This window comes from Plantibacter sp. Mn2098, from assembly GCF_049319745.1.
GTDB lineage: Bacteria > Actinomycetota > Actinomycetes > Actinomycetales > Microbacteriaceae > Plantibacter.
The window spans coordinates 220,687-234,568 of the sequence record NZ_JBMOUH010000001.1 but is presented as its reverse complement, the minus strand read 5'-3'; the positions used below and the strand labels follow the sequence as shown (position 1 = coordinate 234,568).

The window sequence follows — 13,882 nt, the reverse complement described above, 5'->3', positions numbered from 1 at the left end:
GACCGGACCCGATCCGAACCGAACCGAACCGAACCGACGACCAGCATCTCGACAGGAGCGCCGCGTGACCACGAACTGGGCTGGCACCCACACCTTCTCGACCGACCGCATCGCGCGACCCGGCTCCGTCGAGGAGATCGCAGCGCTCGTCGCGGCGGAACCGCGGATCCGCGCCCTCGGCACCGCGCACTCGTTCAACGGGATCGCCGACACCGACGGGCTCCTCCTCTCGACGGCCGGACTCCCCCGCGACATCGTGATCGCGGACGACCGACGCTCGGCCCGTGTGCCGGCCTCGCTGCGATACGGCGATGTCGCCCGCCGGCTCGAACAGGCCGGCCTCGCCCTGCACAACATGGGTTCTCTTCCGCACATCTCGGTCGCCGGCGCCGTGGCGACCGGCACGCACGGCTCCGGCAACGGGAACGGGGTGCTGTCGACAGCGGTCACGGCACTCGAGATCGTGACGGCCGGCGGCACGGTGATCGACATCGACCGGACGGATCCTGACTTCGACGGATACGTCGTCGCACTCGGGGCGCTTGGGATCGTCACCGCGTTGACGCTCGAGGTCGAACCGTCCTACCTCGTGCGGCAGGATGCGGTGAAGCACGTGCCGTGGTCCGTGGTGCTGAGCCGGCTCGAGGCGATCACCGATGCCGGCCACAGTGTGAGCATCTTCACCGATTGGCTCGGAGACGAGGTCGCCGAGGTGCTCGTGAAGTCGAGAGTCGACCCGGCCGACCACGTCGCCGATGCGCCCCCGTTCTCCCTGCCCGCTCCGCTCGCGGAGTTCGCCGACCCGGCGGACGGCGTCTCCGCGTTCGCCGCGACCCTCAGCGGAGGCGTCGCAGGGCCGTGGTCCGAGCGGGTCCCCCATTTCCACCTCGACGCCCAGCCGAGCGCCGGCGGCGACGAGATCCAGACCGAGTACTTCGTCGACCGTCGCCGCGGCGCGGACGCACTCGAAGCTGTCCGTGCCCTCGGGCCGAGGCTCGCGCCGCACCTGCACATCACAGAACTGCGCACCACCGCCCCGGACGAGCTCTGGCTGAGCGGGTCGTACGGGCGGCCGACCCTCGGCATCCACTTCACTTGGCGGAAGCACCCGGCAGAGGTGGCGGCACTCATCCCGCTCGTCGAGGCGGCACTGGCGGACTTCGACGCCCGTCCGCACTGGGGCAAGGTCGCCAGTCCGGCAGCCGACGGTTACGCTCGCCCGCGATTGGCCGACTTCCGGGAGCTCGTCGCGAAACACGACCCTGAAGGCGTCTTCAGCAACGACTTCACCAGACGGGTGCTGGCGACGGCATGACCCGGCAATCGTGGGTCCTCGATTCGAAGCGACCCGCGCTCGGGCGCCATCCGGATCCGCGACGCCGTGCCACAGTATTCACTGGAATGAGGAGGTGGCTCGGATGCCCCAAACTGGATTGACCGATTCGGCCGCGCGGCTGCGGACCGCGCTCAGTGCGCCGGCGTCCTCGGCGCGACTGCAGGCCGCCCTCACGGCGGGGAGTACGCCGTCGCCGGACTACATCGACGTGCTGATCGAGCAGTGCGCGATCGAGCCGGACTTCTTCGTGCGGGACATGCTCACGTGGGCACTCATCCGCAACGACGCCGCCCTCGTGACCGAGCGGCTGCTCGCCGAGCTGCACTCGGAGGTTCCGCAGGCCAGAGCGCAGGCGCTGCACACACTGTCGAAGATCGGCGACCCCGCGGTCTGGCCGTCGATCACCACGGCGCTGTTGCAGGATGCCGACGATGCGGTGGCGCGCGCCGCGTGGCGCACGGCTTCCGGCCTGGTCCCGTCCGATGCCGCTGCCGAGCTCGCGGAGGTCCTCGGCACCCAGCTCGGCCGGGGCGATCGGGACACGCAGTTGAGCCTGAGCCGTGCGTTCGTCGCGCTCGGTGATGCCGCAGCCCCCGTGGTCGAGCGGGAGCAGGCATCGGCGCGACCCGGTGTCGGCGCGCACGCCATCGCGACCGAGCGAATCATGGCCGACCCGGAGGCGGGATTCGACGCAGCGGTCATGGAGGCGCACCGGGTCGTCGCACTGCGCGATGCGCCCATCGGGCCCGTGGAGCCGGCCGAGGCCACCGGTTCTGCCGAGACCGCAGAACTGGCCGCAACCACAGTGCCGGCCGAGACCCCAGAGCCCGCCGACGACGCCGAGCGCGCACTCCCCTAGCGGTTCGCGAACGCCGCCAGGTCGGTGTACGAGTCGCCGTTGCTCAGATAGAAGAGGACGCCGTCGTCGTAGATGACACCGCGGGCCGGGTACGACTCGTCATCTCCGTCCGGTCCGTTGAAGAACTCGACGGTGCCGAGCTGCTCCGGAACGAACCCGTCGGCGAGTAATGAGGTGCGCGTCGTCGTCCATGCTGCAGGGTCGAGCGGCGCCTTGCCGACCACGAGCATCACGTCGCCGGAGTTCCGCCAGGTGCACACGATCCCGGTCCGATCGATCGTGCCGAGCACGTCGTAGTCCCAGCTCTGCAGCTCGAACGGTTTCGGGCGGAGGTTCACCTGCGCGAGCGACGCCAGCGCATCGTCGGTGAGGAGCGAGTCGCACGTGTCCGCGGAGGTCGCCGTCCCGAAATTGCCCTGATGATCGTTGAGGCACAGCTGATACAGACGATCCGCGTCCGACAGCTTCGCCCACCGCGTCGCCTGATCCTGCGCCTGCTCGGGCGTCGCCATGTCCTGCGGCAGTGCGAGCGCGCTGTTCTCCGCCGAGATGTCCGTCGTGGCGAGGGCCGCCGCGAGACGCGAGGCGGTCGGGTCGATGCCGCACTGCTCGCGCTCGGCGGCCGAGATCGCGATGGGCGCCACGGGATCCGGTGACGCCATGACGGTCGGTGGCGCGGTGGCGCCCGTCTCCGCCTCTGCCAGGTCGGTGCATCCGGTCAGTAGCATCGCAGCCAGTGCGGCACCCGTCACAGCGAGCGCTCGCGCGCGTGTTCCCCATCGTCGACTCACGTCGCCCCCTTGATCACGCTCAGGCTAGTGGGTCGGTCGGTCGCTGCGCCAGGACGCGGCTGCGCGCCTACTCCGGGTGCTCTGGGTGCTCCGGCAGGTCCGGACGCTCCGGGCGCTCGTCTTCATCCGGTGTCGCGGGGCTCGAATGGCCGAGGTCCCAGGGCCAGGGCGAGTCGTCCCTCGGGGGCCGGCCATCGTCGACCCAGCGCTGATAGGCGATGTACGGGTCGTCGGTCGCCGCCGCGCGCGACTCCGCGGCGCGCTTCTGACGTCTCCACCACCACACGCCGACCACCTCCCCACTTCCGAGCATCCCGCAATCCGCCCGCTCGCGCCACACCAACCCGCTTCTGCCCGCGAACTGTCAGTTATGGCGGCTTTCAGCATCGCCGAACCGACCACGACTGCCAGCTCGCGAGCTGGCAGTCGTGGCGGGGACGGATGGGGTCAGAGCAGCCACGAGTGACAGCTCGCGGGATGAGGAGGATGGCGGGGATGCGCGGGAGAAGGAGAACCGCGCGTGGGAAGGACAGAATGTGCGGATTGGGCCTTCTGCGAGGCGGATTACCTTCTGCGGCGCAAGACGCGCGGGACGCGCATCCGCGAGCGGCGCAGGACGCGCGGGACGCGCATCCGCGAGCGGCGCAGGACGCGCGGGACGCGCATCCGCGAGCAGCGCAGGCCGCAGAGCGCGGACTACTCCGCGGCGAGGATGCTCGTGGGACGCTGCTCGATGACGGCGGTCACGATGGCCTCGATCGCGAACTCGCTCGCACGGCCCAGGTCCACGTCCTCCGGCGTCAGGAGCCACTGCACCTGCAGACCGTCCATCACGGCGAGGATGCTGACGGCGCCGTGACGGATCGTGTCAGGAGCCGTGATGCCGCGCTCGGCGCACATGACCTCGAACGCGTGGACGACCTCCCCGCGCAGGGTGCGATACCTGGACTCGAAGAACGAACGCGCCGGGTGGTCGTCGGTGACGGACTCGCTCGACAGGACCACGTACGCCTGCACGATGCCGGCACGCTGGGCGTTCGCGAACGCCGTGCGCACGAGGTGGCGGAACAGTTCGATGCCGTCGGGGATGTGCTTGTCGTCGAGGTCCTCGACATCGCTCGTGTCACGGTACTGGAGGACTTCGAGCAGCAGTTGGTCCTTCGAGCCGAAGTGGTGGAGGACGCCGGCGTGGGTCATGTTCACCTGGTCGGCGATCTCAGCGAGCGTTCCGTTGGCGTAGCCCTTGCTCCCGAAGGTTTCGGCCGCCGCCTTGAGGATCTCGGTCCTCTTCAGCAACGTCTCCGGGCGCGACCGGGGTTGGCGCTTCGTGAAGGTCATTGCGTCGTCGCATCTCTCTCGTGCTGGTGGACTCCTCGGGTGAGCTGCCGCGATGGGAGTCCCGTGCTGAGGGCGCGGCCAATTCGCTGGCGGTGTTGATTATAGGTCTGAACCCATCCGCAAAACCCGCTTGTACCTGACCATCATCGCTCTCTTGCATAGTTACTTACAAGCAGGTAATCTTTTTTTCGTTCGACCCAGACCCCCGGTTCTGCGGTGACAACGAGGTCCTTGAGCACGAGGCTACAGCAGCCGAACGCTCTGCAATGGGGCTCTCGGATCACTCGCCGCGCCGTGGTTCACCTGGGCGGATCACCGCGGTCCCTCCTCCCGGAGACCCGCACCAGCAGTGTGTTCTGCGTCACGGCAGCGTCGTGGCGTCATCATCCAAACGCGCCACGATCCCGATCGTGACGCCACCCATCAAAGGAGATGTGATGAGGCTCAAATCCTCGTTGGTAGCCATCGGACTCGCGTCCGCGCTCTTGCTCACCGGCTGCTCGGCCGGCGGCAACTCAGGCGACTCGTCCAAGGACGGCGCCGCCCTCACCATCGCGAAGCCGGACGGCGCGATCGCAACCGAGTCGAACAACCCGTGGGTCGGCGACTCGTCCGGTCTGAAGCTCGGCTACATCAACGCGATCCTCGAGCCCCTCGCCATCGTCAACCTCATCGACCCGTCCGGAGAGGCCAAGCCGTGGCTCGCCTCGAAGATCACCTGGGCCGATGACTACAAGTCGGTCGAACTCGAAGCCCGCGACGGCGTCAAGTGGAACGACGGCAAGGACTTCACCGCCGGCGACATCGAGTTCACCTTCAAGCTCTTCGTCTCGCACCCCGAGCTGGACACCGCTGCACTCGGCATCACCGACGTGAAGCGCGACGACAAGACCGTCACGATCAGCTTCAAGAACTCGATGTACGTCAAGCAGGACAAGGTCCTCCACAAGCAGATCGTGCCGGAGCACATCTGGAAGGACGTCAAGGACCCCGCGACGGACACGAACCTCAAGCCCGTCGGCACCGGCCCGTACACGCTCACCTCGTTCAGCACGCAGAGCGTCGAGCTCTCGGCCCGCGACGACTACTGGGGCGGCAAGCCGGCCGTGCCGACGCTCTACTACGTCTCCTACAACGACAACACCGCGCTCACCACGGCTCTCGCCAACGGCGACGCCGACTGGGCCCAGGCCTTCATCCCGAACGTGAAGTCCGCGTTCCTCGACAAGGACCCCGAGCACAACGTCTACTGGGCCGCCGCCGGCCTCGGCATCGACGCGATGTTCGTCAACACGACCTCGAAGCCGTTCAACGACCCCGCGTTCCGCGAGGCAGTGAACCTCGTGGTCGACCGCAACAAGCACCAGCAGATCGCCCGTGAAGGCGGCGTGCCGGAGCTGAAGTCGGTCACCGGCCTCCCGACCCCGGTCGGCGACTCGTACATCGCGTCCGAGTTCAAGGGCAAGGACTACAAGGTCGACGTGGACGCTGCCAAGGCGGTCCTCACGAAGGCCGGCTACACCTGGAGCGGCGACTCGCTCGTCGACCCGTCCGGCGAGAAGGTCACCTTCAAGCTGGCCGTCCCGCAGGGTTGGAACGACTACGTCACGGGCATCAGCCTGATCTCCGACTCCGTCAAGGCGATCGGCGTCGATGCGGCTGTCGACACCCCGGACTCCGACACCTGGTGGGCCGACAAGGGCAACGGCAACTTCCAGGCGATCCTGCACTGGACCGACACCGGCGCGACGCCGTACGACCTGTACAGCGACATCATGGACGGTCGTTGGCTGAAGCCGATCGGTGAGACCGCCGACTTCAACTTCGGACGCTTCGACAGCCCGGAGGCGACCGCTGCTCTTGAGGAGTACGCGAACGCGACCGACGACGACACCCGCACGAAGGCCCTCGACGCCGTTCAGAAGATCTTCGTCGACCAGGTCCCGGCCATCGGCATCGGCACGCGTCCGTTCATCGGTTCGTACAACACGCGCAACTACGTCGGCTGGCCCGGCGAGAAGGACCCGTACGTGCCTGCCGACCCGACGCAGCCGACGGCTGTCGAGATCCTCACGAAGCTGAAGCCCGCGAAGTAACCAGCGCGCTCGGTCGTGTCACGGCAGCTCCACACGAGCTGCACCGGATCCACCAGCAACACCAGCAACATCAGCACCACAGCAGCACCACCCGCCGGGTGGGCCGGCAGTCGCGTTCCGCGGCTCCCGGCTCACCCGGCGCCTCTGCCCTCCAGCATCTCGTCCCCCACAGAATTCAGGTACACGCAGTGACCAACGACGCCCTGCTGACAGTCTCGGACTTCAGCGTCGTGTACGACGTCGATCGGCCAGTCGAAGCCGTCCGCAACGTTTCCCTCACCCTCCAGCGCGGCGAGATCCTCGGTCTCGCCGGCGAATCCGGATGTGGCAAGACCACGCTCGCCTACGGGTTGCAGCGTCTCCTCAAGCCCCCGGCCATCATCACGAGCGGCTCGTCGATCTTCCACGACGCTGACGGCGAGGACATCGACATCAACGCCCTCGACGAGGAGGCCATGCGCGCCTTCCGCTGGGACAAGGTGTCGATGGTCTTCCAGGGCGCGATGAACGCCCTCAACCCCGTCATCAACATCGGCAAGCAGCTGGGCGACGTGTTCACGACGCACCGCCCTGAGCTCTCCCGCGCGGAGCGCACGAAGGAATCCGGCGATCTGCTGGAGATCGTCGGCGTCGGCCGCGACCGACTCAAGTCGTACCCGCACGAACTCTCCGGCGGCATGCGCCAGCGGGTCATGATCGCGATGGCGCTCGCCCTCAAGCCGCAGCTCATGATCATGGACGAGCCGACCACGGCCCTCGACGTCCTCGTGCAGCGCGACATCCTGCAGCAGATCTCCGAGCTGCGGAAGACGTTCGGCTTCTCCGTCGTCTTCATCACCCACGACCTCCCGCTGCTGCTCGAGATCTCCGACCGCATCGCCGTGATGCGCGAGGGTCGGATCGTCGAACTCGACACGGCGGAGAACATCTACACGAACGCCACACACGACTACACGAAGCGTTTGCTGTCCTCGTTCCCCAGCCTCACCGGAGAGCGCGGCGAATTCGTGCGCGGCTCCCAGGGCGATGCAGCCCCGACCACGGCAGGAGCCGACCACTCGTGACTTCGCTCGAATTCAAACACGTCACCAAGAAGTACCGCGTCCGCGGGGCGGGTGAACTGCTCGCACTCAACGACGTGAGCTTCAAGGTCACCTCGGGGCAGACCATCGCCCTCGTCGGCCAGAGCGGCAGTGGCAAGTCCACGATCGCGAAGATCCTGACGCAGTTGGAGCGGGCGACGTCCGGGGAGATCCTCCTCGACGGCAAGCCGATCCCCCGCCGCGGCCGGGCACTGCGCCGCTACCGCCAGCAGGTGCGCATGGTCTTCCAGGACCCGTTCGCCTCCCTCAACCCGTACCACACCATCCGGTACCACATCGAGCGTCCGCTGCGTCTCGACAACGTCGTACCGGCAGCAGAGGTCGAGGACGAGGTCCGTCGACTGCTGGAGCGTGTGCGCCTCGACCCGGACGAGGCCCTCGACCGCCGCCCGCACGAGCTGTCCGGCGGGCAGCGTCAGCGCGTCGCCATCGCCCGTGCGCTCGCTTCACGGCCCTCGCTCCTCATCGCCGACGAACCCGTTTCGATGCTCGACGTCTCCATCCGTCTCGGTGTGCTCAACCTGCTCGCCGACCTGCAGCGCGAATCCAACCTCGGCGTCCTCTACATCACGCACGACCTCGCGACCGCCCGCCACTTCAGCGACGAGATCATGGTGCTCCACCACGGTGTCGTCGTCGAGCGCGGCCCGGCCGACGACGTCATCCTCAACCCGCAGCACGAGTACACCCGTGCTCTGCGCGACGCCTCCCCCGACCCGGACAAGCACTTCTCGGTGCCCGGATCCACGACCAACGGAAGGAGCTGACCCGTGAGGTTCTTTGCTCGCCGCGCCGTGTTCTACGCGTTCACAGCGTGGGCCGCCATCACCATCAACTTCTTCCTGCCCCGCCTGCTGAAGGGCGACCCGGTCAGCGCCTACCTCCTGAAGAACCAGGGCAAGATCAGCCCGGAGGCCATCGATTCGCTGCGCACCCTGTTCGGGCTCGACTCGAACAAGACGCTCCTGCAGCAGTACATCGACTACTGGGGCCTGCTGTTCTCCGGCGACCTCGGCCGCTCCTTCTCCCGCGGCCTCGCCCCGGTGACCGAGGTCATCGCCTCCGCCCTCCCCTGGACCGTCGGCCTCGTCGGCATCGCGACCATCCTGTCGTTCGTGATCGGCACCTCGCTCGGCGCGTACATCGGCTGGCGCCGGGGCAGCAAGGCCGACTTCATCGTCCCGATCTCGACGTTCTTCTCCACCGTCCCGTACTTCTGGATGGGACTCATCGCCATCGCGATCTTCTCCACGACGCTCGGCTGGTTCCCCGCCTCCCACGCCTACGGGAAGGGGTCGCAGCCGAACTTCAGCCTGGACTTCATCGGCCAGGTGATCGCCCACGGGACACTGCCGGCGCTCACGATCGTGATCGCATCGCTCGGAGGCTGGATCCTCGGCATGCGCAACATGATGGTCACGGTCCTCGACGAGGACTACGTGACGGTCGCCCAGGCGAAGGGACTCACCTCTCGCCGGGTGCTCTGGAACTATGCGGCGAGGAACGCGATGCTGCCGCAGCTCTCCAGCTTCGCGCTCTCGCTCGGCTTCATCGTCGGCGGAACGCTCGTGATGGAGCTCGTCTTCTCCTACCCGGGTGTCGGCAAGCTGCTCCTGGACGCAACCAACGCCAAGGATTACCCGCTCATGCAGGGCATCTTCCTGGTCATCACCCTGACCGTTCTCGTCGCGAACATCCTCGCCGATGTCGCATACGCCGTGCTCGACCCCCGCGCCCGGCAGATGGAGTCCTGATTCCATGTCTGTGCCAAACACCACCGCACTCAACTCGACGATCGCGTCGACCAAGCCCCGCGGGGGCACGGTCCTCTCGAAGATCGGGCAGTCGTTCGCGATGTTCCGCAGCGGCAAGTCGATCACCGGGCTGTCGATCCTCGGCTTCTTCGTCCTCGTCGCCGTCTTCGGCGACTTCCTCGCCCCGTACGGTCCGCTCGACAAGGACTTCACGGCGCTGCGGCAGCCGCCGTCGCTCACGCACCTGCTCGGGACGACGCACATGGGTGAGGACGTGCTCAGCCAGCTGATCTACGGCACACGCGGTGTGCTCCTGGTCGGCATGCTCTCCGGTGTCATCGCGACCGTGATCGCCGTGCTCGTCGGTGTGACCGCCGGCTATGTGACGGGCTGGAAGAGCGAGTCGCTGTCCGCCATCACGAACGTGTTCCTCGTCATCCCGGGCCTCCCGCTGATGATCATCGTGGCGTCGCAGTACGAGAACCCGAGCCTGTTCCTCATCTCGGCCGTCCTCGCGATCACCGGTTGGGCGTGGGGCGCGCGCGTGCTCCGTGCGCAGACCATGTCGTTGCGCAACCGCGACTTCGTGCAGGCGGCCCGCGCCAACGGCGAACCGATCTACCGGGTCATCACCGTGGAGATGCTGCCCAACCTGCTCGCGATCATCGCATCGAGCTTCGTGGGCACCGTCACGGCGGCCGTCCTCGGCCTGACGACGCTCGCGTTCATCGGCGTCATCCCCATCACCAACCTCAACTGGGGCACCATCCTGTTCTGGGCGCAGCAGAACGGCGCGTTCCCGGACTTCTGGTGGTGGTACGTGCCGGCCGGCCTCTGCATCGCGCTGCTCGGCGTCGCGCTGTCGCTCATCAACTTCGGCATCGACGAGTACGTCAACCCCCGCCTGCGCTCCGCCGGTGAGCGGGCCCGCGCCATGCGCAAGAAGGGCATCAAGATGTCCAGCAGCGTGACCGCGGTGCGTCCGCCGAAGCCCTGACCCGAATTCCACCAGCTTCACCGCTCGCAACACAGCACGGCCTCCATACGACGACCTCGTATGGAGGCCGTGTGCACATCGGGAGCATTCACCCCGCGCTCCCGCGTTCCCTTCCGCAATCCGCCGTGCCCGCTCGTCGGATTCTTTTTCGACCCTTGGAGTTGTCGCAATGAAGAGACCGTTCCTCAGGATCGGTGCAGCGTCCGCGCTCGCACTCGCCCTGGTGATTCCCACGTCGTTACCCGCCCTGGCCGATCCGGCCGCAGATGCCGTCCTCATCGCCCCGACCGCCGTCCAGGTCGCATCGGGCGAGAACACCAAACAGTTCCTGACCGATGGCGACACGACCGGTGCGCTGTGGGCGAGCCCCACTGGTGCCGCGAACGAGCAGCAGTGGATCCAGTACGACCTGGGCGACGCCTACACACTGGATTCCCTCGACGTCTACTGGGAGGGCGCATCGTCCACCCGCTACCTCGTGGTCGGCTGGGACGCCGCCGACGCGCAGTGGACGCAGCTGAAGACCGTCACGAACACGCAGAACGGCAACCGCAAGGACACCGTTACCGGCCTCGCGAAGGGCGACCGGTCGTTCCGGTACGTCGGCCTCGCCATCGAGAAGCTCATGAACTCCGACTGGGGCGCCAAGATCTACGAGCTCCAGGTGTTCGGCCACGATCCGATCGCAGCAGATGAGGCGGCGCCGACGAAGACGCCGCTGGAATACGCGGGGAAGCCGGCCGTCCCTGCCGGCGCCGTGAACCTGTCCCGGCTGCCCTCCGCCACCGTGACGGCGAGCTCGGCATCGTTGCCGGCCGCCAACGCGATCGACGGCGATCCGGCGACCCGCTGGCAGGCGCAGAACTCCGACACGAACGAGTCGATCACGATCGACCTCGGCGGCACCGCGAGCGTCCAGGCGATCACGCTCGACCCGGAGTCCGCGTACGCGAGCAAGTTCACCGTGCAGACCTCGGTCAACGGCTGGAACGACTGGACCACCTTCGCAACCGTCACCGAGGCGCTCAGCGAGCACACCATCGTGATGCCGGAGAACGGCCCGGCCACTGCACGCTACGTGCGCCTGCAGGTCGACGCCCGCGGCGGCATCGCGCTCTACGGCACCTCGTACTACGAATTCGCGCTGTGGGGCGATGGGGCGAGCTTCGTCCCGGCCGCTCCGGCGAAGGGCGAGGGCCAGGACGTCGGCACGCTCCTCTCCTACGGCAAGCCCGTCATCGTGGAGGACAACAATTGGGAGACCACCGGCCAGGCGGACAACAAGCCGTCCAACATCACCGATGACGACCTCAACACCCGCTGGGCGACGAACCCGTCGCTCACGTGGCAGAACCGCGGCAGCTGGAACGGGCACTCGTGGGTCGTCATCGACCTCGGCGCGGAGGTGGACGCCATCAACCAGGTGTCGATGCGCTGGAACCCGGCGCACGCGAGCGGGTACGGCCTGTACGTCGCAGGCGGCGACACGATGCCGAACCCCGCGCAACTGACCGAGTGGACTGAGGCCTATAAGACGGCCTCAGGCAAGGGCAAGCGCGACACCGTGAATCTGCCGGACTCGTCGGTCACAGACGGCGCACGCTGGCTCCTGTTCGACCTGACCGCCGAGGGCCCTGCCGGGGACGGCAACCGCTACGGCTACTCCCTGTGGGAGGTGCGCGTCTTCGGCGACGCCGGCGCGGACTTCCCGATCAACACCCGCCCGGCCGACCCTAACAAGGACGCGTCGGACCCCGACTTCGACAACCTCGTCACCGTCTGGGAGGACACCTTCGACGGCCCGGCCGGTCAGCTCCCGAGCTCCGACAACTGGACCATCGACCCGGCGCCCGCCGGCCAGAACAACGCAGAGCTCCAGGCGTACACGTCGAGCACCGACAACATCGCGCTCGACGGCAACGGCAACCTGGTGATCCAGGCCATCAAGAACGCCGACGGCACGTACACCTCCGGGCGCATCAACTCGTCCAGGAAGGCGCACGCGCAGTTCGGCCGCATCGAGGCCCGCGCCCAGGTCCCGGCCGGGCAGGGCCTGTGGCCGGCGTTCTGGATGATGGGTGAGAACTTCCTCGACGGCACGACCTGGCCGACCAACGGCGAGATCGACATCATGGAGGTGCTCGGCCACGAACCGGACACGCTGCACAACACGATCCACGGCCCCGGCTACTCGGGGATGAACGGCGTCGGCGGATCGTTCAAGCCGAAGGACGCCGATGGCAACCCCATCGATCTGTCGGCCGGATTCCACACGTACGGCGTGGACTGGGACAGCACGGGCCTGCGCTTCTGGCTCGACGACCCCGGCTACGTCACCCGCACGATCAAGACCGCCGACATCGAGGACCAGCTCGGCTTCTCGTGGGTCTACGACCAGCCGTTCTTTATGATCCTGAACCTCGCGGTCGGCGGCGACTGGCCGGGCAGCCCGAACGCGAACACGCAGTTCCCGGCCCGCATGGTGGTCGACACGATCCGCGTCTCGCAGAGCGCAGGGTCCGGTCAGCTGCGCACGAACGGCTTCTCGGCCGACCCGCGCGACACGACCACGACGATTGCCGTCACCGACTCGTTCAGCTACGGAGCAGCGGAGCAGGCCGCCATCACGGTCTCAACACCGACCGGTGCGAAGCCGACCGGGTACGTGAACGTCACGCTGAACGGCGAGACGACGGAGGTCCGGCTGAAGGACGGCAAGGCGCTCTTCCCGCTGCCCGTGCTGACGCCTGGGGCGTACACGCTCGGGGCGTCGTTCCACGATGCGAGCTTCGCGCTCAAGGACAGCTCTGGGTCCGCATCGTTCACGGTCGTCAAGGCAACGCCGGAGGTCGACATCGACCTCGGGCCGGCCACGATCGCCGGGATCGAACCGGTCGTCGCGGTGGTCCGGTTGCGTCTCGGCGGGATCGCCTTCCCGACGGGCGATGTGACGGTCGCGTTCGCGGACGGTGCTGGAGCCGGTGGAGCGCGGGCGAGCGCCGCGGGTGCTGACGCCGATGCCGATGCCGCTTCCGCTGCGGCGGTCGGCGGCGCCTCCACCGTGACGCTCACGGCTGACGACTACGGCGTCGCCGTGCTCCGGCTGCCTCCGCGGGCGACGACCGGCGACACGACTGCCACCATCACCTACGCGGGTGACGACAACGTCGAGGGCTTCACCACGACCGCGGTCCACTCCACCAGGGCCGCCGGCGAGCCGGGGACTCCCGGCAACCCTGGGACCAACGGTCCGGGCACGGGTTCAGGCCCTGGCTCAGGCAACGGTTCCGGCGGCGGCAACGGCGCAGGCTCAGGCTCAGACCCGGCGACGTCGGGGTCAGGCTCGTCCGGTTCCTCGACGGCCGGCGGCACGGCTTCCGGTCCGCTGTCCTCGACGGGGGCGATGGTGGGCCCAGGCCTGTTCGCCGCCGCCGTCCTGCTCGTCGGCGGGCTCGCGCTCGCCCTCGCGACGCGTCGACGCCGAGGCTCGATGCAGCCGTAATCCGGGCCGAGATCCGACCCGAAATCCGATTCGGCGTTCGGTGACGAACACGGGTGTTCACACCGGTTTTCGTCACCGAACGCCCCGATTCCAGGAATCACTGACA

Annotated in this window: 11 protein-coding genes; 8 read left to right on the top strand and 3 right to left on the bottom strand. The window is 67.7% G+C overall.

Going from position 1 to position 13,882, the window contains the following annotated elements; translation table 11 throughout:
- Positions 1 to 64 precede the first annotated feature (64 nt).
- Positions 65 to 1,315, top strand: coding sequence for an FAD-binding protein (locus ACL9RL_RS01050; RefSeq protein ID WP_422778356.1), 1,251 nt, complete (start codon positions 65 to 67; stop codon positions 1,313 to 1,315).
- A gap of 103 nt (positions 1,316 to 1,418) precedes the next feature.
- Positions 1,419 to 2,195 (top strand): HEAT repeat domain-containing protein, encoded by a 777-nt coding sequence (locus ACL9RL_RS01045; protein ID WP_422778355.1) that lies wholly within the window; start codon positions 1,419 to 1,421, stop codon positions 2,193 to 2,195.
- Here ACL9RL_RS01045 and ACL9RL_RS01040 read toward each other — a convergent pair.
- The 3 genes from ACL9RL_RS01040 to ACL9RL_RS01030 all read right to left on the bottom strand — a co-directional run bounded on the left by ACL9RL_RS01040 (position 2,192) and on the right by ACL9RL_RS01030 (position 4,324).
- Positions 2,192 to 2,986: a hypothetical protein gene (locus tag ACL9RL_RS01040; RefSeq protein ID WP_422778354.1), complete on the bottom strand. Its 795-nt coding sequence runs from the start codon at positions 2,984 to 2,986 to the stop codon at positions 2,192 to 2,194. The genes ACL9RL_RS01045 and ACL9RL_RS01040 overlap by 4 nt on opposite strands.
- Before the next feature lie 67 nt (positions 2,987 to 3,053).
- On the bottom strand, positions 3,054 to 3,299 hold the full coding sequence (locus ACL9RL_RS01035; protein ID WP_422778353.1) for a hypothetical protein: 246 nt from the start codon (positions 3,297 to 3,299) through the stop codon (positions 3,054 to 3,056).
- A 383-nt stretch (positions 3,300 to 3,682) separates the two neighbouring features.
- Positions 3,683 to 4,324, bottom strand: coding sequence for a TetR/AcrR family transcriptional regulator (locus ACL9RL_RS01030; protein WP_422778352.1), 642 nt, complete (start codon positions 4,322 to 4,324; stop codon positions 3,683 to 3,685).
- Between the two features lie 437 nt (positions 4,325 to 4,761).
- On the opposite strand from ACL9RL_RS01030, the gene ACL9RL_RS01025 reads away from it, so the two are divergent.
- The 6 genes from ACL9RL_RS01025 (at position 4,762) to ACL9RL_RS01000 (ending at position 13,776) form a co-directional block, all read left to right on the top strand.
- Positions 4,762 to 6,420: an ABC transporter substrate-binding protein gene (locus tag ACL9RL_RS01025; RefSeq protein ID WP_422778351.1), complete on the top strand. Its 1,659-nt coding sequence runs from the start codon at positions 4,762 to 4,764 to the stop codon at positions 6,418 to 6,420.
- A gap of 188 nt (positions 6,421 to 6,608) precedes the next feature.
- On the top strand, positions 6,609 to 7,484 hold the full coding sequence (locus tag ACL9RL_RS01020; RefSeq protein WP_422778350.1) for an ABC transporter ATP-binding protein: 876 nt from the start codon (positions 6,609 to 6,611) through the stop codon (positions 7,482 to 7,484).
- Positions 7,481 to 8,290 carry an ABC transporter ATP-binding protein gene (locus tag ACL9RL_RS01015; protein WP_422778349.1) on the top strand — a complete coding sequence of 270 codons (810 nt, stop codon included), beginning with the start codon at positions 7,481 to 7,483 and terminating at the stop codon, positions 8,288 to 8,290. Before ACL9RL_RS01020 ends, ACL9RL_RS01015 begins: the two co-directional genes overlap by 4 nt.
- A gap of 3 nt (positions 8,291 to 8,293) precedes the next feature.
- The gene (locus tag ACL9RL_RS01010) at positions 8,294 to 9,277 is read left to right on the top strand and encodes an ABC transporter permease (RefSeq protein ID WP_422778348.1); all 984 of its coding nucleotides are present in this window, start codon (positions 8,294 to 8,296) and stop codon (positions 9,275 to 9,277) included.
- A gap of 4 nt (positions 9,278 to 9,281) precedes the next feature.
- Positions 9,282 to 10,274: an ABC transporter permease gene (locus tag ACL9RL_RS01005; protein WP_422778347.1), complete on the top strand. Its 993-nt coding sequence runs from the start codon at positions 9,282 to 9,284 to the stop codon at positions 10,272 to 10,274.
- A gap of 169 nt (positions 10,275 to 10,443) precedes the next feature.
- Entirely contained in the window at positions 10,444 to 13,776 is a 3,333-nt protein-coding gene (locus tag ACL9RL_RS01000) for a discoidin domain-containing protein (protein ID WP_422778346.1), read from the top strand.
- Positions 13,777 to 13,882 lie beyond the last annotated feature (106 nt).